Source organism: Paenibacillus sp. J2L1-98 (genome assembly GCF_056269405.1).
The window spans coordinates 12,930-36,427 of the sequence record NZ_JBWDNW010000002.1 but is presented as its reverse complement, the minus strand read 5'-3'; the positions used below and the strand labels follow the sequence as shown (position 1 = coordinate 36,427).

Below are 23,498 nucleotides of genomic sequence, written 5' to 3'. Positions count from 1 at the left end.
GAAACCAATTGTCCATTTTGTAGTAAATATTATTGCACTAACTGTTTGAAGCTTGTCGGCAAGCGGAAATCAGTTATTTGTATGATGGCAGTCATTTCAGTTAACTGACAGTTTTGCGCAACATAACTTCATCGTTTCCGTCTAATTGATTGTATATAGATGCTATTGAGATTGACCAAAACTTATAAAGGATTTGTTGTTAATAAGTTAAACCTGTTAATACTCTGTCAAGATTTCCAGAGAGAATCTGATTAAAAGTATGTTATAGTGAATAGGGAACATGCGAAATAACCTACCATTTAAATGGGTGCATTACATTATTGAACCGTAGCGGTGAACATTGAAATAGTTCAGTGAATTGAACAATATCAAGCAACATAATTATGCATCATGGCACAGTTTTCAATTTATGTTTGCAGAATGATTTGAATTTCTGTCAATTGTAGGGCTACTATGTTTGAGTCTTAATAGAAGTGTATATTCCGTATCAAGCCCCAAGTGAACAGGAGAAGACCTATCCTGTTCTAATGGGGTTTTTTCTCGTATCTCAAGCCAGTACCAAGGTGGAAGCTTCTTATTACTGTTCTTCCGAGGTCACACGGAAAAAATATGAAAGTTTAATACTAATAATAACCGTTCGAGATTGCGATAAATGAGCATGACTAAGAGGAGGCTCTACATCATATGAAGAAAAGCTTCAAGTTCAAGCGCAGCGGGATTTTGACGTTCTTGTTGGCAGCATTTGTCATAACATCAGTTTTTGTCCTGATCGGTAAATTTGGAAAGGAAGACAATCTGTTAAAAACAGGGAACTATATCTATAGTCGTGCTCCTGATGGAGGGAACTCTCCTGATTTAAGTGCGGCTGGGATCCTATCCTCGGCAAATGGCGTGTTGTTCGATGGAGCCCCGTCTTACGCAGGCTGGATGGGAAGCGCGACTTCTCCCGGGACTGTGGATGTGGTCATTGATCTGTTGAAAGATTACCCCTTGGAACAGATCCGAGTAGTGCTGAATTCTCCGAACAAATATTGGGGATTTAAAGATATTACCGTAAAGTATCGTCCCGAATCGGCAACGGGTTATTACAATGCAGCCAGTCATGCAAGAACGGGAACCGGTTTGAAATATTCGGTAACCGTCCCGATGTCAAATAAGTCGGCCAGATTTATCATACTGAACATTAGTCGTACCCACTCTTATCAACATATTCCTTTGACTGAAGTTGAAATTTATAAAGGTACAGGCACCGAAGGACAAAATGATAGACCCGCTCTTACTGTGGAGAAATTGAAAGCCGAACTGAAGAAGGAAGCTCTGCTAGCGGACAAATACGGTCAATGGATGAGTGAAACCTGGCCGGGAAAGGTTACTTCCGACGGGCAGCTGCAGCAGGAATATACAGATGAGGCCGCTGCCTTAGCGAATGTTTCACTTGATCTCACAAGATATGATCAGTATGGAGGGATTAAAAGCTTAGGAAAGCACTCCAGCACCGGATATTTCAGGCTTCAAAAAAATGATGGCAAATGGTGGTTTATTACACCCGATGGATATCCCTTTATTGTAAAAGGGGTGGATGCAACAAGTATCTGGGAGTATGGATATAAGACGCCGATCCTGAAAGAGGACGGCACCCAAAAGCAGGTTTTTGAGGAACTGCCTGATCGGACTGCCTACGCTCCCGCCTACACCAGAGATGCGGGCGGCGAATACGTCAGCTTCGTCGTCGCCAATGTCATGAAAAAATACGGAAGCGGATTTGAGTCGAAATGGGAGGAGATCACGAAGAAGCGTTTGATTCAGTGGGGCTTTAACGCCTTCAGCAAATGGACCAAACCGAGAAACATCGCGTTTCCATACATTCAAGTGCTGCAAGACCCCCCGAATTTGAATAGGATACAATGGACGTACGACGTCTTTGATCCGCAGAGCAGGCCCATCATCGAGAAAGCGCTAAAGACAAAGCTTCAGAATGCGAGAAACAGCAAGTGGTTGATCGGCTATACCTACGATAATGAAGCCGGCTGGAATAAGGAAATTGTACAACAAGTGCTGACGTATTCTTCGGCATCTCCGGCGAAAAGCGCATTCGTAGATTTTCTTGCGCCGAGATACAATCGCAACCTCGGGGAGATCAACCGGATTCTGGGGACGAACGCTGTATCGTTTGACGCTTTGAAAGACATCCCGATCGATATTGTAAAAGTACCCGCGGTTGATGTGTCGGAGTATATAAGGTTGGCATCCAGAACCTATTACTCCATGATCAGGGAGATTATAAAAAAATACGATCCGAACCATCTGTTCTTGGGTACGTCTGTCGTTCCTACCTGGCGAACCAGCCTGGATTGGGATCTGGCGGCTATGGAGTTTGTCGATGCCTTCTCCGTGGACAGTTATTCAAGAGATGCGAGTTGGATTTCCAGATACGAAGATTTCGGAAAGCCCCTGTTGAATCTGGAACATTCATTCGGCTCTACCGAACGCGGACTTTCCAATATCAGGACGGATACTATGACAATAAGCATAGCGGAGCGAGGAAGAGCTTATCAAGCTTTTGCGAAAAGCCAGGCCGCACATCCGTTGTTTGTCGGCTCAGGCTGGTTTTCGTACTACGATCAGCCGGTTACCGGGCGTCCGGACGACGAGAGCTACAACGTCGGCCTGGTCAATCAGCAGGATCAGCCGTATTCGGATATGGTGAGTATCATGAAGACGGCACATGCCAGTTTGGAAGATGTCCACCGTAATGGAGGGGGTATCCTTCCTTTGCAAGTCCCAACTCCAGTCAGGATAGAAGCCGAGAAATACAGCTCGCAAATGGATGTATCGGCCCACAATTTGTCGGATATCGAGACAGAGCTGAGAATCGGTTCATTGCAGCCCGGAGACTGGGCAGCTTACAGCGACGTCAATCTGACGGGGATGCGCAGCATCGATTTCAGGGTCGCCTCCGCCAGTTCAGGTACGATGAGGATACGGCTGGGAAGCCCCACGGGTACCATTATAGGAACGTTAAAAGTCAATTCCACAGGAGGATGGCAGAACTGGATCACTTCTAATGTTCCGATCAAACCAACCGTCGGCACGCAAAATATATACTTCACCTTTGAAGGCGTTACGGGTGAGGCGATCGGAACTATCGACTATTTTGAAATCAAACCGCAATGAAACGAAATGCGAAACAAACGATTGTCCCGGAGGCAATGCCGGGGCTCTTCGGATGTCGGATGTCGCACGACAAGAACATTAGCCGATTAATATCCTTGTAAAGGATCGATTGGGAGAATGTAAGCGATTGTGGCACATCGCAAAAAAAAATCATTATAATTGCAAATTAATAAAAGAACAAGCCGCGTAGTTGCGGCTTGTTCTTTTTTATTGATAAAAGTCCAAAACTCTAGATCCCACTCTAGATCCCTTATTATTGATTTCATTTCCATTTAAGGGTGACTAATTTCGGGTATTCCTTTACGAAGTTTTTGGAATCATTCATGTCCTTCCATTAGTTACTTAAAGGTTCCTATATGATAAAAAGGTGCCTACTTTCAAAAACACTCTATTGCTTTTATTATAAATGGAACGCGATCAGTTGCAAATGTATTGGAAAGAAAAGCAAAGTTCGATTATTAACCAAATAATAGTTATCCAGTACAAAAGTGGGGAGTTAATTTGAGAAGTAGTATTGTGTGGTTGCAGATTACAGATTATTTTTCAAATAGTCTAAATGACTATTTAACTTCGACGAAAGAACATATCGTAATTAGCTTTATTGCATTGTTGTTCTCTGCATGTATTGGAATTACCTGCGGATATCTTTGTGTAAAACATAAGCAATATGAAAGATGGTTCGTCTCTATTTTTCAAGTCCTGCGTATTGTTCCAAGCTTGGCTGTTCTCCTGCTATTGATCCCCATTCTGGGAACCGGGGTTAAGCCGGCAATGATCGCACTCGTATTTTTAGCGATTCCGCCAATTCTAATGAATACTGTTGCAGGCCTAGAAGAAGTACCGCCATACTTGCTGGAAGCAGCTCACGGAGTCGGAATGTCGGATCGGCAATTGTTGTGGAAGGTCAAGTTTCCTTTAGCCGCTCCGATGATTTTGACCGGACTCAAGACAGCTGCGATTGAAATCATTGCAAGTGCGACCTTGGCTGCTAAAATCGGTGCGGGTGGACTTGGAGGCATTATTTTTACAGGTCTAGGTCTTAATCGGATGGATTTGCTTATAGTTGGTGGTATTTCGGTTGCAGTGCTGTCAATTGCGGCTGGATTATCGCTTGGTCTGGTTGATCGATTTTTGTTCAAATATAAAATCGTAAGAAAGTAGGATGAAATCATGAAGATGAGAATGAGTAAGAAAATATTTACTGTAGCTGTGACCACGTTGGTATTGGCACTAACGTTGGCAGCGTGCGGAGGTACGAATTCCAATACAGGCAATGGCACAACGATTCGTGTCGGAACTAAAGATTTCACGGAGAACTTAATTGTGGGCGAATTGTATGCTTTGGCGCTAGAAGACGCGGGATATGAAGTAGAAAGAGTTCCGAACATTGCCGGTTCAGTCATTCATACGTCACTCGTGAACAACGAAATCGATTTGTATCCCGAATACACGGGGACGGGCTTGTTAGCTGTGTTAAAAATGGATCTCATCACCGATCCTGAAGAAGTTTATAAGGCTGTGAAGGAAGAATATGAAAAAAAATTTCAAGTCACCTGGCTAAACTACTCGCAAGCCAACGACGGGGCTGGTCTTGTCATTCGTACTGAGGTTTCCAAAAAGCTTGGCATTATCACAATTTCGGAATTGCAAAAACATGCAGCTGAACTTAGATTTGCATCACAAGGCGAAGTCGATCAACGCGAAGACGGCATCCCTGCACTAGAGAAAGTGTACGGAAAATTGAATTGGAAATCATCGAAGGTATACGATAATAGCTTGAAATATGAGGTGCTTAAAAATAATGAAGCGGATGCAGCACCCGCGTACACAACGGAAGGGCAATTAGTTAATACCGATGAGTTCACCTTATTGGAAGACGACAAGCATGTGTGGCCGCCTTATAATTTGGCACCCGTCGTACGTGACAATGTATTAAACGCTAATCCTAAGATTGAAGAGATCATCAATAAGGTAAGTGCAGCACTAGATACCGGAGCCGTTACTGCTTTGAATGCTAAAGTTGATGTCGACAAAGAGGAATATGAAGATGTCGCAAAAGAGTTTTATGAATCCATTAAATAAGTGAATACATGGAGGAGAACATGTCTCTTACAGCGATCGAGTTCAATAATGTATGTAAAAGATACTCACAATCTGGAGATTACGTGGTCGATCATGTGAACTTGTTCATTCAAGAAGGGGAGTTCATCACAATTTTAGGCTCTTCTGGTTCAGGGAAAACAACATTGTTGAAAATGATCAATCGTCTTTATGAGCCAAGCGTTGGGACGATTAAACTGTTTGGTGAAGACGTCGGAACAGTTGACCCTGTGAAGGTTAGAAGACGAATTGGTTATGTCATTCAACAGGTGGGGTTGTTTCCTCACATGACAATCGCTCAGAATATTGCGACGGTACCGAAGCTTTTGAAATGGCCCCTAACTAAAATAAATGCAAGAATTGATGAGTTGTTATCTCTTGTGGGATTAGAGCCGAAGGAATTTAAAAACCGTTATCCATCACAATTATCGGGTGGTCAACAACAACGAATCGGTTTGGCTCGTGCCTTGGCGACAGATCCTAAGATCATGCTGCTTGATGAACCCTTTGGAGCCATTGATGCCATCAACCGACTGCATTTGCAGGATGAGCTTTTGCGAATTCATGGCGGGTTGAAGAAAACGTTTCTTTTTGTCACACACGATATCAACGAAGCATTTAAACTCGGGACCAGAGTCATCATTATGAACAAAGGAAGAGTTTGTCAGTTTGATACACCGCGAAATATTGTGAAAAACCCTGCAGATGATTTTGTCTCGTCATTCATTCATTCCTCAAGAAAGCAAGAGCGTTTCTGGGAGGGGTTAGATTGATCGAATATGCCATCAATCACCCAGATAAATTATGGAAGGCACTGATAGAGCATTTAGAAATGTTAGTGGCTGTGATGATGATTTCGATCTTACTGGCGGCGATCTTAACAATAGCGGCCATGTCTTCCAAAACCATTTCCAACATACTTGTTCAATTATTTTCGGTGATTTATTCCATCCCTAGTTTGGCGTTTTTTGCCATATTGATTCCGGTTACGGGACTAGGAAAAGTGACAGCTATCACAGTTTTGATTGTATATAACCAATATGTATTGCTTCGTAATTTTATCGCAGGACTAAATGAAATTGACCCATCCATTGTCGAAGCTGCAACCGGTATCGGAATGAGCCGTATGCAGGTTCTGTTTCAGATCAGGCTGCCTTTATCCATGAAAGCACTTTTTACCGGAATACGACTTGCAGTATTATCTACGATCGGGATGGCAACGATCGCAGCATTCATCAACGCTGGAGGATTAGGCAGCATTTTGTTCGATGGACTTCGTACGATGAATGTTTACAAAATTTTGTGGGGAAGCTTGCTGTCCGCTGGCTTGGCAATAGGTGCCAATGCTTTATTGATTCAAATTGAGAAGAGGATATAGAAGCTCAAGTTAGCCGGATTCTGAAAGGAGAGCTTCATCGATGAAAGCAGTTGTTCTTGAAATACCGAGTGTACCTCAGGATTTGAGCTGACCGAGAAGAAGGCCAGATATCAGCCGCAAGTCGAAAATAGATGTGAAAAGGGGATAAGAAATATGTTGAAAGAACATGGTGAACAATTACTGAAGAATTTCGCAGAGATTGCATACCCGCCAACGGTTACGGAAATTTCGAGCGGTATCTACCATGTCATGGGATACGCTCATAGTAATTCAATAATTATTGAAGCAGAGAACTCTGTCATTGTAATTGATACCTTTGAAACGGATGTAAGGGCAGAAAAATTAAAAAAGCTCATTGCGGGCATTACAGATAAACCTGTGAAAACGATTATTTACACGCATGGTCATCCCGACCATCGCGGCGGCGCAGGAGTCTTTAGAGATACGGTTGAAGAGGTTATCGCATTTGCGCCAATGAAGCCAGTGCTCGGACGTACAGATGACTTAAATGATGTGCTTAATAAACGTGGTTCGTATCAATTTGGTTATCATTTAACTGACGATGAGGTCATTACGCAAGGTATAGGAATTCGAGAGGGAATAGTTGTGGGAGAAGGCATACGAGCCTTTTTTCCTCCTACCACTGTGTACAAACAAGAAAAAGTAACTCGTACGATTGACGGCATCCAGGTTGAGTTGGTGCCGGCACTAGGCGAAACGGATGACCAGATCTTTATTTGGCTTCCAGATAGTAAGGTGCTTTGCTGTGGAGATAATTATTACGGATGTTTCCCCAACCTATATGCCATCCGTGGTGGACAATACAGAGATGTAAGTGCATGGGTTGATTCGTTAAATTTAATCTTATCCTATCCTGCGGAATATGTTTTACCAGGCCACACAAAACCCTTGATAGGAAGAGATTGTGTGCAAGAAGTACTATCGAACTTCCGAGATGCAATAGAATATATTCTTACCGAAACACTGAAAGGGATGAATAACGGGTTAACAGTAGATGAATTGGCAAGTATAGTAAAGTTGCCTGAACACCTCAAGGACCTCCCTTATTTAGGCGAATATTATGGGACTGTAGAATGGACGGTACGCAGCATCTATAACGGCTATCTCGGATGGTTTGATGGAAATCCTGCGAATCTAAATAAACTGTCGCCAAAAAAACATGCAGAAAATATGTTGAAATTAATTGGCAATCAGGAAAATATAGAAAAGAAAATAGGAAAGCAATTAAAAGCGGAAGGCTTAATGGCATTATCAAAGCAAGAAACCAGTGCAAATGGAAGGCATTATTACATTGCTTTCGCCAAAGAACTATTAGAAGAATAAAGAAACGGGGGGAGCGCAATGAGAGATCGTTATCGGTCACGAATTGACAAGCGAAAGCAGCACTGGATGAAGCCGACGCCATTTTTTAGGCGGTGGGCAGGATTAACGGCAGCTGCAGGCATCGTATATAGCAGGAGACGATTCACCGATCATTTCAAACCCTTTATTGAAAAGTATGGGTTCACCGACTTTTACACGTCCAGCTTTTATCCGTAACTGAATTGACAGAAAACCAACGAGCTGAATTAGCCGCTCCATGTTTTCAATCCTGATCATAAAAATGAGGGGGATGTAGATCCCAATGGCAGTTGAAATCAAAGATATATTATCTACGAAAATTCTCAGCGAAGCCAAAGGTTACTTAGATATAGGATTTACACATTCATTGAATCCGTATAGTGGTTGCGCATTTTCTTGCAGTTATTGTTACGTTAGAGAAATGCCGATTCAAAAGTTCAAAGAGATTCCTTGGGGAGAATGGGTAGACATCAAAACAAATGCAGCAGAAAATTACAGAAATGAAATGATCAAGCTCCGAAGAAAATACAAACCGGTGAATATTTTTATGTCATCCGCAACTGACCCATACCAACCTATTGAATGTGATGCTACAATCACACGGCGGATATTGCAAGAAATGATTGAAAGCCCTCCTGATTTACTGCAGCTTCAGACACGAAGCCCGCTAATTACAAGGGATCTTGATTTGTTGTTCAAATTGAAAGATAAATGTGAAGTCCTTGTATCGATGACGATTGAAACAGATCGGGAGGATATCAAACAAATTTTTTCTCCGTATGCGCCAGGGATCAAACTGCGCCTAAAAGCTCTAAGAGAAATACATGATGCCGGAATAGCTGCACAGGCCTCCATTTCGCCTATATTGCCGTTCACCCCTGATTTTCCTGAATTGTTGAAAGGAATCGTGGATCGTATTTGGATCGATACGTTGAATATTGGGGACGGTTCGATGGGTAAACGTTCAGAGCGGCTAGGAATGCCTCAATTGTTTGAAGTACATGGGTTATCGGAATGGTACCGGAGAGATATCCATGTCAGAGCCGAAAAGTATTTTAAGAAAAGTTTTCCTCATGAGATGATACACGTTTCGAAAAATGAAGCTTTCCCAATATTTCATAAACATCGCCCCTGATGCGATCTTCCAAGTTCCAGGAGAGGTCGAGCCGATGCAGGATCCGGCTGGCTATGTCGCAAGCATTGAAATGATGCGAGCTGTCTTCCCCGATAACCAATGGACGCTAAAGGAGATGGTCGCTGAAGGGGATTCGAAGAACATGGCCAACCCGAAATATCAAAGGTATATTGCCATAAGCAAGAAAGTTTGTTAACATGTTAACGATAACATATCTAATTCTGGAGACTGATTATGAATATCAAGATGTCGGATGTAGCAAAAGCAGCGGGGGTTTCGCTCGCAACCGTCGGCAGGGTTCTGCACAATAACGGATACGTGTCTGAGGAGAAACGCAAGGAGATTGAGCGGATCATCAAGGAGACGGGGTATATTCCAAACAAGATCGCACAGGGACTGAAAAGAAGTCGAAGCAAGATTATCGGACATTTGACGCTGTTTAACACCAATATGCAGTTTAAGGAAATCAGCTCCGCCGTCAATGCAGCTGCTTCGAACAGCGGTTATCATGTACTAACTCTTACCAGCCACCATGGCTTGGGTGAGGAAGAGCAACAGGTCAATGACTTGATCGGCCACCGGGTGGACGGTATTATTATCACCTCGTATCATTCCATTTCGGAGGAATTAATCGGCCGTTTGATCGAACAAAATATTCCCGTTGTCATGATTGAACGGACCTATGAAATGCCCATGGTGGACCGAATTGTTGTCAATGATCGCGCCAGTTCGTTAGCCGCCGTTCGTCATATGGTGCATAAGGGGCACCGACGTATCGCCTTCATCGGCGCCGAGCCGGACCACCAGGTAGAAGCGGACCGGTACATGGGTTACCTTGATGCGCTGAACGAAGCAGGAATCGTACCTCATGAGGAGTGGGTAAAGGTTATGCCCGAGTATTCGGTAGAGGCGGGCCGGAAGGCAATCGGTAATCTGCTGAATGCTAAGCAACCTCCAACGGCGATTTTTATGACCTCGGATATCTATGCCTGCGGCGTGATGCAGATTTTGTATGAACGCGGTCTTCGTGTGCCAGACGATCTGTCGCTTATCGGATACGACAATACGCTGTCAGCTTTGCTATCTCCCCCCATAACATCAGTCGGTTTACCGTTCAAAGAAATCGGTGATCATGCTTTGCAACTGCTTCTGCGACGAATGAACGACAATACAGCCTCATCCTGCACAATCGGAATAGACCCGTTTCTGATGGACCGACACACGGTGCGGAATTGGCATGGCGACTAGGCCAATTAGCGGGAAGCAGAACCCTTATGAATCGAGTATTCCCTCTGCACTTGATTCTGGTTCGCGCTTCTCCTGAATTGGCACCCAACTAGTCGACAAATTCTTTCGAGTATGGTTCAATAATTTTCTCGAATTTGTGGCTAATATGTTAACGTTACCGCATCTCGTTGATCGTTATGGTAACGTTAACATATTGACCCAATCAATAGCTGAAGGAGTGGAAGAACGATGAGTCAACCGTTACCCATGCTTACCCAGATTTGTATTGTAGTCCATGATGCGGAACAGGCCAGCGCCAATTGGGCTAAGGTACTGGGCGTTCAACAGGCACCGGTTGAGACCATGACGTCGGATGGGTTGCTTCACTATACGTATGGAAAACTTGCAGAATACAGCGGATGCAAGGTAGCCAAGTACGAATTGGAGCATCTGATCCTGGAACTTATGCAACCGGCTGAATCTCCGAGTCCTTGGAGAACCTTTCTGGATAATCACGGACAAGGTGTTTTCCATTTCTGTATGTTCGTGCATGACCGCAATTCGATGTACCAGACGCTGGCCGACATCGGAGCAGAGCTCCCGTATCATATTGGCTATTGGGCCAATGGATCTTATAGCTACTTGGACACGAAAGCTCAGCTTGGATTAGAGCTCAGTATAAACAACCTGGCTGACAACCGTCAGTTGATGCGGCTCCTTGCTCAAGGGAGTGCAAAACCTTTGGATGAAGTCAATTAAGCCTTTGGGATTCAAACTATAAATAAACGTACGTAGCAATTCAAATGCAAAGGAGAATGAAAGAAATGGATATCAACACACTTCGGGCCTTACTAAAGGAAAGGGATTCCTACAGCATTCTGGAAACGTTGGATATCATTACGGATGAACGGACTGTGTTGCATGTATTCGACGAGGTCATTGAGGCCCCGAATTGGACGAAAGACGGCCGATTTCTGGTGTATAACAGCAACGGCCTCATGTACACCTACGAGTTGGATACCAGAACAGTTAGGCAGATTGAGACTGGATTTGCTGTCGATTGCAATAACGATCATGTACTTTCTCCCGACGGCACTCAAATTGCGGTCAGCCATTTTACCGAAGTAGATGCACAGTCTAGAATTTATGTGCTGCCCTTAGAAGGAGGAGTACCGGAACTGGTAACGCCGATCGCGCCCAGCTATTTGCACGGATGGTCTCCAGACGGCTCAAACCTTGCGTACTGTGCGGAAAGAAACGGACAATATGATATCTATACCATACCAGTCAACGGTGGTGAAGAGAAGCAGCTAACATTCCTCCCTGGTTTAGATGACGGGCCTGAATTCTCGCCCTGCGGCCGCTGGATATGGTTTAATTCGACGCGAAGCGGTTTGATGCAGATTTGGCGTATGGGCTATGACGGGGAGAATCCAGAGCAAATGACATTTGATGAAGCCAACTGTTGGTTTCCGCATGTGTCCCCGGATGGCAAATGGGTGTCCTATCTGGCATACCGTATAGGAGATGTGGATCCCGGTGACCACCCGGCCAACAAACATGTGGAACTGCGTCTGATGCCTGCAGGGGGCGGAGCATCACGTACGATTGCTCGGTTGTTCGGCGGTCAGGGAACGATGAATGTCAATTCGTGGGCGCCAGATAGCCGTAAGCTGGCTTTTGTGTCGTATCGACTGAAGCAGTAGCGTTCAAGTCTTGGATAGAAGGGCGAGGTACGACGTACCTTTCCGGGGCAGGGACTACAAATATTAGAAGGGATTGATTAGTATGGCACCTGTACAACCGATAAAAGTTGCTGTAGTGGGATGTGGCATGATTAGCGACGCTTATTTAAACACAATGGTTAACCGCTTCCGTATATTGGAGGTGGTCGGCTGCTGCGATCGTAATCCCGATAAGGCCGTACGAGCAGCAGAAAAATATAACATCAAAGTGCTCACCATAGAAGAAATTATCGCAGACGATTCAATTGAAATCGTTATCAATCTAACCGCTCCGACCGCGCATTACAGTGTCGTGAAACAGCTGCTCGAAGCCGGTAAGCATGTGTATACAGAAAAGGTATTGGCAAGCGAGTTGGAGGAAGCGGCCGAACTGGTTCGGATCGCCAATGAAAAAAATCTGTATCTCGGCGTCGCTCCAGATACTTTTCTTGGAGCAAGCATCCAGACCGCCAGATACGTGGTCGAAAGCGGGATGATCGGGAAGGTCACTTCTTTCCACTGCGCATTGAATAGGGATAGTTCTCTCTTTGCGGAGCATTCTTCGTTTGCCGTTAAACCAGGTGCAGGCATTGGCTTCGATGTTGGCATTTATTATGTTACCGCTATGTTAAGCATTTTGGGGCCCGTTACGGAGGTATCCGGGATTACGAAGACGCTGAATAAGGAACGGAAGCATTATTTTATTGAAAAGCTCGATGAGCCTTATGAAATGCTGTGTGAAAATCTTATGGCCAGCACCTTGCAATTTGAGTGTGGGGCAGTCGGCAGCATGCTGTTCGACTCCAATTCCATACTCATTGTCCCAGAGAAGCCGACGCTTGTGCTGTTCGGCACCAATGGCATTATGTACATGTCCGATCCAAACCTTTTTGGCGGCGAGGTCAGAGTTATTTTAAAGGGCAACACAGAGCCAATGGTCATACAGCAATCCCATGCCTTCACTGGAGAGAGCAGAGGACTTGGCGTCGCAGAAATGGCGTGGTCCATGCGCAAGGGCAGAGTAAACCGTGCGAACAAGGAAATGGCCTATCATGCTCTGGAGATTTTACACAGTATTGTACTTAGCGGTGAGAAGAAGCAACACGTTGTATTGAAATCGACTTTTGCCAATATGCCGCCTATTCCTAGAGGCTATATGGATAGCTCGTATTTCAATTCCCAGGAAGAATCTGGACTAGTCTATTAGGCATCTATGCTTAGCCGAATTATTAGGACACGCCGACCCCAAAACAACAACAATTTACACTGACACACTGTTCTGGAGGTTGTTTCGGCAATGCTTCCGGTTTCATCAAGGGTACCGAAAATAGCGTACTTGTGATCGATGTCTCCTTAATAACATTAGAGGGCGGAAAGGAAAAGGCAGTGAAGCTGCCTCCAGAGGAAAAGCTGGGCGTGTACTATTTCTACGAAACAAACAGTGGGAGTATGTCGGAGGAAGAGCGGTTGGCGGTTAGGCATGTTGTGGATTGTAGAGAACGCGAATCCGAATTCAAAAATAGATTTGAGAAAAAAAGAACGGCTGCTCAAAAATGGGCAGCCTTGAAAATGACTAAGCAAAGCTGATTATTAACTTCTGTAGATCGATCCTTCAATACTTCGACGGAAAAGTTTCCTCGGACAAAAAAAAGAGGCGCTGGTGTTCCAACAGGGAACAATGGATTAATAAATTCGGACAGCCGCAAATCCCCAGTAGATGCATGATTGTGACACAAGCCATTGGCAGCCAGGCGGTCTATTTTGTAGTAAAACTTAAAGATATCTCGAAGATTGATGACTAGGATGGAAGTTTATTTCAAAGTACAAGTCATTCAGGATCGGTCTGAAAAGAGTAATTATCCAATACGAATGATTTGAACATTTGGGCTGGAAAGTTTAAATCCCTATTTTTATTCACAATAATTCCATGGGTGGAAAAAATCCCCAGACTTAAAGGCAACGATCTGAAATCTCCTTTATCTATTTCTTTTTCCGCTGCTATTTTAGGAATTAGTACAAAACCTATACCACACTTTACAGCTTGTTTAATCATTTCGATACTTGGATATTCAATAGCACTATTTGCATCTACTCCAGCCTCCTCTAAAACCTTGTTGGCATGAGCATGATATAAACAACTGTTCCCAAAGCTGATCACAGATTCACTGTTGAGTACTTTCAAACCATCAAAAGCTACGTTCGGATAAACAGTAGGCAACATTCACGTAAACAATCATCGTTCAGCGGTTTAACTCCAAAGCCTCATCGTGATGGATATGCCGGCAACTGCTTGATTCCACTTGTCACAATGCAGGTCTAGAATTAAAACCTTTTATTGAAACAACAACGGTCGATTCTTTATTTAATTTAGTAAGGTCCGGGACGGGTGCCACTATTCTTTCTAAAACATTAATCGAGATGTATCATTATGAGGATTTGATCATCATTCCAATCCTAAACCCAACGCTCTGCCGAGAAGTAGGGATAGTTTATCATAAAGATAAGTATTTGGGGCGAGCAGCAAGCGGATTTATCGATCTCGTTCTTTCTTACATTAAGTCAATTAAGAAAGAAGAACCTACAGTATGTTGCGATCAGGAAGCGAAAGCTTGATGGAGAGATTGTCCCGTATGGCCATTGTGACATCTGGGGATAATAAAAGCTCTAATAAGTGCAAAAGCAGCTTAATATACTAATCGATGTTATTCGAATTGTTGAATTAACCGTTTATCCGCTGGTTGAACGCGAGCTTGCACCATCTTGGAACTAACCCGTACAGGTTTGACGGCTATGACTCGTGGAGGGGGCGTAGATGATTTACAACCTTTACTTTAATGAGATGACTGACCAAATTACAAGAAAATGAGATCGGACAAGAGGTATTATGGTATGAACGATTCAGTTGTAAAAAAAATAACGAAGAGTTTAAAAAGGAAGTCATTATTTCATTTTACGAGAGTCCGAAACTTGCCTTCAATTGAGCATCTCGATGCTTTGTATTCGTGTAATAAGGTTGATCCTACTTTATCGAATGAAAGACGGTTAATGAGTAGAGAAATTCAGTTTCACGGAAATGCTTTTGTAGCAAACGCTCATCTACGTATTGCAGATCAAGTTATGGATGCAAAAACAACTCATCGACAATTTCATAATTATCTGGATCAGCACGTATTTTTTTGGCCGACGCAAAGAGATTGTCAAAAAATGCTGGAGATTTATTCAAAAAGAGAACCAGATGAAGCTTTTGCTATCCTTCAATTGGATGCACATTCGTTGCTTTATGACTTCTATGACAATGTTAAGTTGTCTAAGTACGATTCCGGAAGCTCACCTCGTTACCCAACTCGTTGTTCCTATAAAAAAAGTCTGCAAATGTTTTTGCCACTAGACCAATTCGAGATTGTGCGGGAAAATTATGTACCTTCAAACCCCTCTGAGATACGCGAGATCCTTGTGGAAGAGAAAGTAATGAACTTGTCCCGTTATTTACAGGCCGTTTATTGCAACAATATTGAAGAGATTCCCGAAAGATTGAGGAAGTATGCACAATCTTTTCAGAATTTTAAGAATCAAGTCATTATGTAAGGAAGGAAGGTCAATGAGCCAATCTAGAGAGGAATTGATGAGAAGATAGGGCGTCAATTGATTAAGTTTACGAGGAACTATAGTTCAATCATCACATGACGGCAGCCGGCACACGATCGGCTGCCGTTGTCTGTTGAAGTAACGGAGGTTAGCTCAATTAGAACCCGACGCAACTTCAGGATTTCCTTAGTCTGCATAGGACCCGCTAGGGAACTATGCAGTGACGGATCTCGGCTCGAACCATGGTTTTTGATGTGACTAATGATAGCGTGAAATCAAAAAAGAACCTGAGTAGTTTTATCAGGTTCTTTTTTATTGCATCTAAACAGACACGATGCTATAATCAGATTGCGACTTTTGAAATTTAAACGGACATAATTATTACATCTTACAATTAATTTTACCACGCCGGTGAACTCTTGTCAAATGTTTTTTCTCAATTTAATGGTTAGGAGAGATATTGAATGAGTTCTTTGGTTCTCGATTTTCAGGAAATGGAAAAAATGCAGCTTTGGCTCGTTGGCGGAAAAGGGTTGAATTTAGGGGAATTATCAAAAATTCAAGGGATACATGTACCGGAAGGATTTTGTGTTACAACAGTGGGGTACCAAAAAGCCATCGAACAAAACGAAACGTACCATGTTTTGTTGGATCGACTAACCATGCTAAAAGTAGAGGATCGAGACCAAATTGGTGAAATCAGCAGAAAGATTCGACAAATCATTACGGAAGTAGAAATCCCTTCCGATGTTGTGAAAGCAGTTGCTCACTATCTCTCCCAATTTGGTGAGGAACATGCTTATGCAGTGCGTTCTAGCGCGACTGCTGAAGATTTGCCGCATGCTTCTTTTGCCGGTCAACAAGATACCTATTTAAATATCATCGGCAAAGAAGCAATCTTGCAGTATATCAGCAAATGTTGGGCTTCCCTGTTCACGGAGCGCGCGGTAATCTACCGTATGCAGAATGGATTCGATCACAGGCAAGTTTATTTATCCGTTATCGTTCAAAAGATGGTTTTCCCGCAGGCTTCAGGGATTTTATTTACCGCTGATCCCATTACCTCTAACCGAAAATTGCTATCCATCGATGCCAGTTTTGGACTTGGAGAAGCTCTGGTCTCCGGCTTGGTATCTGCCGATTGTTATAAAGTGCGGGAAGAGGAAATCGTAGAGAAGAGGATCGCAACCAAAAAATTGGCTATCTATGGAAGGAAAGAAGGAGGAACAGAGACAAAGCAGATCGATCCTGATCAGCAGATGTCTCAAACACTCACTGAGCAACAAATTTTACAACTGGCACACATCGGAAGACAGATCGAAGCTTATTTTGGTTGCCCGCAAGATATCGAATGGTGTTTGGCTGATGATACATTTTATATTGTCCAGAGTCGGCCGATCACTACTTTATACCCGATCCCTGAAGCGAATGATCAAGAAAATCACGTCTATCTATCTGTTGGTCATCAACAAATGATGACAGATCCCATAAAACCATTGGGATTGTCTTTTTACCTGTTAATTACTCCTGCACCTATGCGTAAAGCCGGTGGGAGGTTGTTTGTTGATGTTGCACCTAGGCTGGCTACACCTGTCGGACGGGAAACTTTATTAAATACCGTGGGATCCGATCCGCTCATAAAAGGCGCACTCATGACCATAATAGAGCGAGATTTTATAAAATTGTTACCAGATGATAGAAAAGAACTGAATCCCGGTAATAGCAGTAAAGGTAGGTCGTCTGCAGGTTTTCAAGCACAAATCGAAAACGATCCGGCAATCGTTTCTAATTTGATTAAGCGTAGTCAAACATCGATAGAAGAATTAAAACAATTCATCCAAACGAAATCAGGAGCAGATTTATTTGATTTTATTCTGGAAGATCTCCAGGAATTAAAGAAGATCTTATTTGACCCACAAAGTTCAAAGGTTTTTATGACTGCTATGAATGCTTCGTCATGGATCAATGAAAAAATGTACGAGTGGTTAGGTGAAAAAAACGCAGCAGATACGCTTTCTCAATCTGTACCAAACAACATTACTTCGGAAATGGGTCTGGCGCTATTGGATGTCGCAGATGTGATTCGTCCTTATCCGGAAGTAATTGATTATTTACAACAAGTAAAAGATGATAATTTTTTGGATGAACTGGTTAAGTTTGATGGTGGACAGGAAACTCAAGACGCTATCTATGCTTATCTCAACAAATACGGAATGCGATGTGCCGGTGAAATCGATATTTCGAGAGCTCGTTGGAGTGAAAAACCAATTACACTTGTCCCCATGATTCTCAGTAATATCAAAAACTTTGAGCCTAATGCTGGCAAACAGAAATTTGAGCAAGGGCGACAGGGAGCTTTAGAAAAAGAACAAGAGTTATTAGATCGATTGAAGCAATTACCGGATGGTGAACAAAAAGCTGAAGAGACAAAACGAGTGATCAGCTTAATCCGGAATTTCATCGGTTATCGTGAATATCCAAAATACGGCATGATTAATCGCTACTTCATTTATAAGCAGGCTTTACTGAAAGAAGCCGAACAACTCGTACAAGCTGGCGTTATTCATGAAAAAGAAGATATATACTATCTCACTTTTGAAGAACTTCACGAAGTCGTACGCACAAATAAACTGGATTATCAGATCATCAGTAAACGAAAAGACGATTACAAATTTTTTGAAAAACTAACTCCCCCACGTGTAATCACGTCTGATGGTGAAATCATTGCGGGTGAGTACAAACGAGAAAATCTGCCAGACAAAGCGATTGTAGGTCTACCTGTTTCTACCGGAATTATAGAGGGACGAGCACGTGTCATCTTAAACATGGAAGATGCTGATCTGGAAGATGGAGATATTTTAGTCACCGCCTTTACTGACCCTGGCTGGACATCATTGTTTGTATCCATTAAAGGCCTGGTTACCGAAGTTGGCGGACTGATGACCCATGGAGCCGTTATCGCTCGTGAATATGGCTTGCCAGCAGTTGTCGGAGTGGAAAATGCTACCAAGCTGATAAAAGACGGGCAACGAATTCGCGTGAATGGAACAGAAGGGTATATCGAAATATTGTAGTGGCTGAATATGTCAAGTGTGAGCCTCTGTCATAATGGACGGGTTGATTTGCTGATTTGGATGGAACAGTATATTGCATATCAGAATCAGCATTAGTTGAAAAACGAATTTGAGAAATTTAAGTATGGAGTATTAAAACAAGTTCATTTACGGAAATTCATCTGCCGCTCTTCTTAATTTGAGCGGTTTTTTAAATTTGAATGATTTTATCCTGTTGACTGATGAATATGGTTACAGTAAACTGTACACAATACACTTAACTGTAATGGTTAAAAAATTTAGAATGGAGTGGTTTCATGAGCGGCTACACAGCAAAACAGGTCGCGGAGATTCTTCAACAGGATGACCCTAGAATGAATTTGAGAACGGTAAGGTACTACACACAAATAGGAATGGTACCGGCGCTGGAACTAATCGGTAATAAAAGGGTGTACACAGATTGGCACATTCACTTTTTTCGAGCCATCATTACCTTAACAAGAACCGGTGAAACCCTGGCATCTATACAAGAGAAACTAATGTCACTCACAATAGAAGAAATAAAAAAAATTGGTCAGCAGATTTATCTGTATGATCCTAACCGGGTATTGGAAAACGAAACGCTCACCATAACCGAAGATGTCGCAATAACGATAAGTCCCAGGGTTTCTGCCGAATTAAAACAAAAAGTCATTGATTCTGTTTCCCAGCTTTTAAGGGGGGATAAGAGTTGATACTAAATCTGAGAATGGCTAAATCAATCATGGAACAAGAAGAAGGGATGAATCATTTATGGATTCAGCTCTTACCTATGGAATTTTCAACAAATGAAAAAGCTGAAGTCAGCATTCAATTCCCAAATGGACTTTATCGTGCGCCCAATCTAAATGGTTATGAAGAAAGTGAATCAAATGGTATCTTCATAAATTTGTCGCAAGATAAAGATATACTCCTAGAACTGTACACTCAAACCGCAGTTGACTTTAATGAAGCCTGTGTCATTGTTACCTTAAGTTTTAAAGATACCGAGAATCGATGGAAAGAGTTCAGCAAGGATATCACCGTCCGCTTCGTCGCTGAAGAGGAGATGGGAGAAACCCTAGAGCTTGACCAACAGGTGATTGAACGCGTGAAAGAGCTAATAAACCATGCCGCAGGCGAGCCTAATTCAGATGATTTAGTGATATTACAACCCAGGACATATGAACTAAGAAACAATGAGTACGCTTATCTTGAAAAGAAGTACCGGGTGGAATAATTAAACAGCTACCTTATGCGTTGGATTGGCTGCTTCGATGGGAGCATTCTTATTGACAAACGGAGCCAAGGGAAAACGACTTGCCCTGCCTAACTGTGAGATTATGATTCACCAACCTCTCGGTGACGTGATCATATTAACCAGATATTTGCACAACAAACAGGTCAACCTATCGAGCGTATAGCAAAGGATACCGATCGAGATAATTTTATGGATGCCCATGAAGCTTTAATCTATGGGCTCATCGATCAAGTCATTAGTAAAGCTTAGAAAATTAACGGCAGGTGGCAAATATGGAAAACGAACAAACGGAATTTACGGTGGAATATCAGGATAACTATGGTGTGGTGTATTACCGAAATGTAAAAGCCATAGATGTAGCTGAAGCCAAAGTGATTATTCGTCAAATGCAGCCAGACGTTATTATACGAGCTGTTACACTTGTTCCAAATGACGAAAATGCTGACAGCGAAGATTAATGTAGTAATTCCGCTAAACCATGGCGTTTTTTTCTTTTGTGACTTGTTTTCTTATCATCATAATTTCGACGGTATCGTGTATGACACAAAATATTTTCCGCTTAACGGTAGGATCAACTTCGGATGATAATCATCTGCGGGATTACAAGGGGGATGCAAGTTTTAAACGGCGGCAAATGATGGTTGACCTTAACGGGGATGGCCGCAATGACCAGATCCAGTTGATCTCCCCGGCATCGGAATTGGAAGCCTACAAGCTGAAGGTGAACAATGTCACCATTGATGTGGATAGCGAACAGCTACCTTATTTCGATATTGTCGATCTGGATATCGATGATCCGTATTTCGAGATTGTTATTCAAATGGAGTCGCAAATGGACTTTCTAAGAGAAACGTACTTTTACTACTACAATGGTCAGACGATCAAGCTGATGGGCCAGCTTCCCGGATTCTCGGTGCTCAGCTCTATGTTTGATGGTCATGGGCGAGTGGTTAGCGCACAACAGGCCAGGTATTTCCAGACCTGATACCGTGACGCGGTATTCCGTTTGGATGCGGATCATAAGCTCCATGAACAGCAGCAGGATTTCTATACGATGACGCCGCCGACGCCTTTAACGGTCAAGAAGGTGCTAACCGTTCAGAAGAGAAAGACGGCAAGAATGGAGCCTATTCCATGAAACCCGGTGACAAAGTGAAGTTCCTCGGCGACGACGAGCGCGGCTATGTGAAGCTATAGATTTTCACAGGCGAAGACGTCTGGTACTACATGGGCGATGAGTATATGGACCTCACCGATTATTTTGACGGGCTGATCCTGTATGACTGATCTTGAACAAGACGAAGGGGCTACCGCGTGGTAGTCCCTACACTCAACTATACAAACGGGCAGGATAGCGTAATAACAAAGGAGAAATTGATTGATAGCATCATAAAAGCGAGGACCCCGCGAATTATATTGCAGAGTCCTCTTATAGTGGGAAGCGGTTTATTTCAAAAATGCACTTCTAATACTAAGTCATACTCAAAAAGTATCTAAGCAGAAATCTCGATCTTTTTATCCTTCTTCGTGTTTTCATGGTGAATCAACAACCTTTCGGAAACAAAAATTGAATTCCGTATTTCGCTGTTTTTCAATACCAATTCCCACTTATCGTATGTTTACCCTTTTCCTAATGTTTTGAATCAATAAGGGTAATATGGCTTGGGGATATATGAAGATGAAATTTGTAAAGGAACAGATATTCATTTCTGAGGTTCAACATAATTTAGTGGAAGGCTCAAATGCAATTCAAAAAGAAAAAAAATTGCTGTTTTAACCGAAGAGGATAAAGAAAATTTTGAGGAGTTGCAAGAAATACTTCGTGAAGTTGGGTTAGGGTTAAGTATTCAAGTTAGCGGTAATATGAAATACTTTATAAACCAGGCAGAGAATTAGTAGGGAAAATCGAAGTTCCCCTGCATTAGAATACCTATTTCTTATTAAGCTAACGTGAACGATAGCACAATAAACAACACCACGAGGCTGCTGAAGATAATCAGCAGCCTCGTTAAGCAATTGGGCACGTCTCAAATAGAAATGGGGGGGATATTTTGAACAAGTTAGCATTTATTCCAATACTGCTTCTTTTAGCATTAACTTTGACTGGTTGTAATTTATTTGAATCAAAAAAAGTAATGCCGATTGAGATGGTAGCATTCAGCAGCCTTACGGATGAAGAAAAGGATTTGATTCCAGCAAGCCCTAAAGATTCAATTGTAAAGAAAGTGACTGTAAATGGTGAAATAGGATCTGTAATTGATAAAAACTATAATAAAGAAGAAGTCTACTCCGTTACTTTTAATCATACTGAAACTAATTCTTCTGGAAATCTTATGGTTTTTATTGATTTGGACAAAAAAACAGTTGTTGGTAAGAGTGAACACAGCCTTGAAAAAAATGATAATCAACGCTAGATTGATGAATTGGAAGTGAACTCTGTTTCGTAATAGGATATTTTGTTGTTAAGCTAACGAAAGACGATAGCATAATAACACAACCACCAAATCGGCAGCTGTTCTTTAGCATACAAGGAGGAACTACTGTGAGATATGATTTTAATCGGGAGTGGTTAACAAAAAAGTTTGAAGAAATTCGAAGAAGAATCCTTAAAGCTATTGACAAGCTCGATGATGAGCAACTCAATTGGAGACCTGATAAAACAAGTCATAGTGTATCCACGCTAATCAAGCATATAGAAGAAAACATTCAAGAAAGAATCGCTAAAGGAATTCTAGACGAAGAAGTCAAAAGATTTCGTGAAGATGATCTTAATCAAACGTATATAAAGAAATCAGAACTGGAGACGATTATTCATACCAAACGATCCACTCGGTTATTAGCCAGAGTGTTCGAGAGCTAAGGATCAGCATAAACTACATAAATGTTAAAAAGGAGGGCGAATTTACCTATGAGATATACAGTAAGGTATTTACCTCTGGACAAAATTAAACCCGGCAGCATGTCCATCAAAATTACTCAACGGATCAAGGAATTGCGTAAAACAGCCCAGGATTGCATGAACATGCTCATTGTTCGTAAGAGCAAAGCAGAAGGTGGTTATATTGTAATAAGCGGGCACAATCATTTTGATTTCCTCAAAAAGCATACTAAGAAAAATACCGTAGCATGTCTGGTGGATGAAAGCAAGGTTTCCACTAAGCTATCTTCGCTTATTCACCATTTCCGGAAGCAAAAACTACCTGATAATGTTCCCTATGTTAAACCTGAACGGTTAGTTGGAAGCAGTTGGTCTATTATAAAAAGATTCCTCAAACAAGATCCACGTTTCAATAACTTATCTCGGTCTCAAAAAATAAAAGTTCTACGATTAGGACTCCAATATAAAAAAACGACAATAACCTCAATGAAAGCCAAAGTCGACGAGTTCCTTAAATAATTAGGTTTAAAAAGTCTTTATTTACGAATACACTCCAGAAACATCATGCATTACAACCACTGGCGACTAGAGATCGATGCATCA

25 protein-coding genes and 1 pseudogene are annotated in these 23,498 nt (G+C 42.3%); 25 read left to right on the top strand and 1 reads right to left on the bottom strand.

Annotation, left to right across the window (positions count from 1 at the left end):
- The first annotated feature begins 684 nt into the window (after nt 1–684).
- The 13 genes from AC0YNZ_RS04855 (at nt 685) to AC0YNZ_RS04795 (ending at nt 13,307) form a co-directional block, all read left to right on the top strand.
- On the top strand, nt 685–3,174 hold the full coding sequence (locus tag AC0YNZ_RS04855) for a carbohydrate-binding protein (RefSeq protein ID WP_475825564.1): 2,490 nt from the start codon (nt 685–687) through the stop codon (nt 3,172–3,174).
- A gap of 516 nt (nt 3,175–3,690) precedes the next feature.
- Nucleotides 3,691–4,335: an ABC transporter permease gene (locus AC0YNZ_RS04850; protein ID WP_475825563.1), complete on the top strand. Its 645-nt coding sequence runs from the start codon at nt 3,691–3,693 to the stop codon at nt 4,333–4,335.
- A 9-nt stretch (nt 4,336–4,344) separates the two neighbouring features.
- Entirely contained in the window at nt 4,345–5,256 is a 912-nt protein-coding gene (locus tag AC0YNZ_RS04845) for a glycine betaine ABC transporter substrate-binding protein (protein WP_475825562.1), read from the top strand.
- Nucleotides 5,257–5,276: 20 nt separating this feature from the next.
- Nucleotides 5,277–6,047 (top strand): ABC transporter ATP-binding protein, encoded by a 771-nt coding sequence (locus AC0YNZ_RS04840; RefSeq protein ID WP_475825561.1) that lies wholly within the window; start codon nt 5,277–5,279, stop codon nt 6,045–6,047.
- Nucleotides 6,044–6,652 carry an ABC transporter permease gene (locus tag AC0YNZ_RS04835; protein WP_475825560.1) on the top strand — a complete coding sequence of 203 codons (609 nt, stop codon included), beginning with the start codon at nt 6,044–6,046 and terminating at the stop codon, nt 6,650–6,652. Before AC0YNZ_RS04840 ends, AC0YNZ_RS04835 begins: the two co-directional genes overlap by 4 nt.
- Before the next feature lie 153 nt (nt 6,653–6,805).
- A complete protein-coding gene (locus AC0YNZ_RS04830) occupies nt 6,806–7,996 on the top strand; it encodes an alkyl sulfatase dimerization domain-containing protein (RefSeq protein WP_475825559.1) in 1,191 nt (396 codons plus the stop codon).
- An 18-nt stretch (nt 7,997–8,014) separates the two neighbouring features.
- Entirely contained in the window at nt 8,015–8,212 is a 198-nt protein-coding gene (locus AC0YNZ_RS04825; RefSeq protein ID WP_475825558.1) for a hypothetical protein, read from the top strand.
- An 85-nt stretch (nt 8,213–8,297) separates the two neighbouring features.
- Complete coding sequence (locus AC0YNZ_RS04820) at nt 8,298–9,149, top strand: SPL family radical SAM protein (protein WP_475825557.1); 852 nt, start codon at nt 8,298–8,300, stop codon at nt 9,147–9,149.
- A 34-nt stretch (nt 9,150–9,183) separates the two neighbouring features.
- On the top strand, nt 9,184–9,345 hold the full coding sequence (locus AC0YNZ_RS04815) for a hypothetical protein (RefSeq protein ID WP_475825556.1): 162 nt from the start codon (nt 9,184–9,186) through the stop codon (nt 9,343–9,345).
- Between the two features lie 38 nt (nt 9,346–9,383).
- A complete protein-coding gene (locus AC0YNZ_RS04810) occupies nt 9,384–10,397 on the top strand; it encodes a LacI family DNA-binding transcriptional regulator (protein WP_475825555.1) in 1,014 nt (337 codons plus the stop codon).
- A 228-nt stretch (nt 10,398–10,625) separates the two neighbouring features.
- The gene (locus tag AC0YNZ_RS04805; protein ID WP_475825554.1) at nt 10,626–11,135 is read left to right on the top strand and encodes a VOC family protein; all 510 of its coding nucleotides are present in this window, start codon (nt 10,626–10,628) and stop codon (nt 11,133–11,135) included.
- A gap of 65 nt (nt 11,136–11,200) precedes the next feature.
- On the top strand, nt 11,201–12,082 hold the full coding sequence (locus tag AC0YNZ_RS04800; protein ID WP_475825553.1) for a TolB family protein: 882 nt from the start codon (nt 11,201–11,203) through the stop codon (nt 12,080–12,082).
- An 82-nt stretch (nt 12,083–12,164) separates the two neighbouring features.
- Nucleotides 12,165–13,307 carry a Gfo/Idh/MocA family protein gene (locus AC0YNZ_RS04795; RefSeq protein ID WP_475825552.1) on the top strand — a complete coding sequence of 381 codons (1,143 nt, stop codon included), beginning with the start codon at nt 12,165–12,167 and terminating at the stop codon, nt 13,305–13,307.
- 621 nt (nt 13,308–13,928) lie between these two features.
- On the opposite strand, the gene AC0YNZ_RS04790 is transcribed toward AC0YNZ_RS04795, so the two are convergent.
- Nucleotides 13,929–14,321 carry a substrate-binding domain-containing protein gene (locus AC0YNZ_RS04790; RefSeq protein WP_475825551.1) on the bottom strand — a complete coding sequence of 131 codons (393 nt, stop codon included), beginning with the start codon at nt 14,319–14,321 and terminating at the stop codon, nt 13,929–13,931.
- Between the two features lie 53 nt (nt 14,322–14,374).
- Between AC0YNZ_RS04790 and AC0YNZ_RS04785 the strand changes: the two genes are divergently transcribed.
- The 12 genes and pseudogenes from AC0YNZ_RS04785 (at nt 14,375) to AC0YNZ_RS04730 (ending at nt 23,414) form a co-directional block, all read left to right on the top strand.
- A complete protein-coding gene (locus tag AC0YNZ_RS04785) occupies nt 14,375–14,713 on the top strand; it encodes a LysR family transcriptional regulator substrate-binding protein (RefSeq protein WP_475826137.1) in 339 nt (112 codons plus the stop codon).
- Nucleotides 14,714–14,989: 276 nt separating this feature from the next.
- Nucleotides 14,990–15,685, top strand: coding sequence for a DUF7002 family protein (locus AC0YNZ_RS04780; RefSeq protein ID WP_475825550.1), 696 nt, complete (start codon nt 14,990–14,992; stop codon nt 15,683–15,685).
- A gap of 464 nt (nt 15,686–16,149) precedes the next feature.
- Nucleotides 16,150–18,759 carry a phosphoenolpyruvate synthase gene (gene ppsA / locus AC0YNZ_RS04775; RefSeq protein WP_475825549.1) on the top strand — a complete coding sequence of 870 codons (2,610 nt, stop codon included), beginning with the start codon at nt 16,150–16,152 and terminating at the stop codon, nt 18,757–18,759.
- A 296-nt stretch (nt 18,760–19,055) separates the two neighbouring features.
- Nucleotides 19,056–19,472, top strand: coding sequence for a MerR family transcriptional regulator (locus AC0YNZ_RS04770; RefSeq protein WP_475825548.1), 417 nt, complete (start codon nt 19,056–19,058; stop codon nt 19,470–19,472).
- The gene (locus AC0YNZ_RS04765; protein ID WP_475825547.1) at nt 19,469–19,996 is read left to right on the top strand and encodes a hypothetical protein; all 528 of its coding nucleotides are present in this window, start codon (nt 19,469–19,471) and stop codon (nt 19,994–19,996) included. Before AC0YNZ_RS04770 ends, AC0YNZ_RS04765 begins: the two co-directional genes overlap by 4 nt.
- A 7-nt stretch (nt 19,997–20,003) precedes the next feature.
- A pseudogene (locus tag AC0YNZ_RS04760) lies at nt 20,004–20,266 on the top strand (ATP-dependent Clp protease proteolytic subunit); the annotation flags it as partial.
- Between the two features lie 23 nt (nt 20,267–20,289).
- Nucleotides 20,290–20,475, top strand: coding sequence for a hypothetical protein (locus AC0YNZ_RS04755; protein ID WP_475825546.1), 186 nt, complete (start codon nt 20,290–20,292; stop codon nt 20,473–20,475).
- An 80-nt stretch (nt 20,476–20,555) separates the two neighbouring features.
- Nucleotides 20,556–21,002: a hypothetical protein gene (locus tag AC0YNZ_RS04750; RefSeq protein WP_475825545.1), complete on the top strand. Its 447-nt coding sequence runs from the start codon at nt 20,556–20,558 to the stop codon at nt 21,000–21,002.
- 21 nt (nt 21,003–21,023) lie between these two features.
- Nucleotides 21,024–21,155 carry a hypothetical protein gene (locus AC0YNZ_RS04745; protein WP_475825544.1) on the top strand — a complete coding sequence of 44 codons (132 nt, stop codon included), beginning with the start codon at nt 21,024–21,026 and terminating at the stop codon, nt 21,153–21,155.
- A gap of 913 nt (nt 21,156–22,068) precedes the next feature.
- Nucleotides 22,069–22,431 carry a hypothetical protein gene (locus AC0YNZ_RS04740; RefSeq protein WP_475825543.1) on the top strand — a complete coding sequence of 121 codons (363 nt, stop codon included), beginning with the start codon at nt 22,069–22,071 and terminating at the stop codon, nt 22,429–22,431.
- 128 nt (nt 22,432–22,559) lie between these two features.
- Nucleotides 22,560–22,877: a DUF1572 family protein gene (locus AC0YNZ_RS04735; RefSeq protein WP_475825542.1), complete on the top strand. Its 318-nt coding sequence runs from the start codon at nt 22,560–22,562 to the stop codon at nt 22,875–22,877.
- A gap of 48 nt (nt 22,878–22,925) precedes the next feature.
- Nucleotides 22,926–23,414, top strand: a complete 489-nt coding sequence (locus tag AC0YNZ_RS04730; protein ID WP_475825541.1) for a hypothetical protein — start codon at nt 22,926–22,928, stop codon at nt 23,412–23,414.
- Nucleotides 23,415–23,498: the final 84 nt, after the last annotated feature.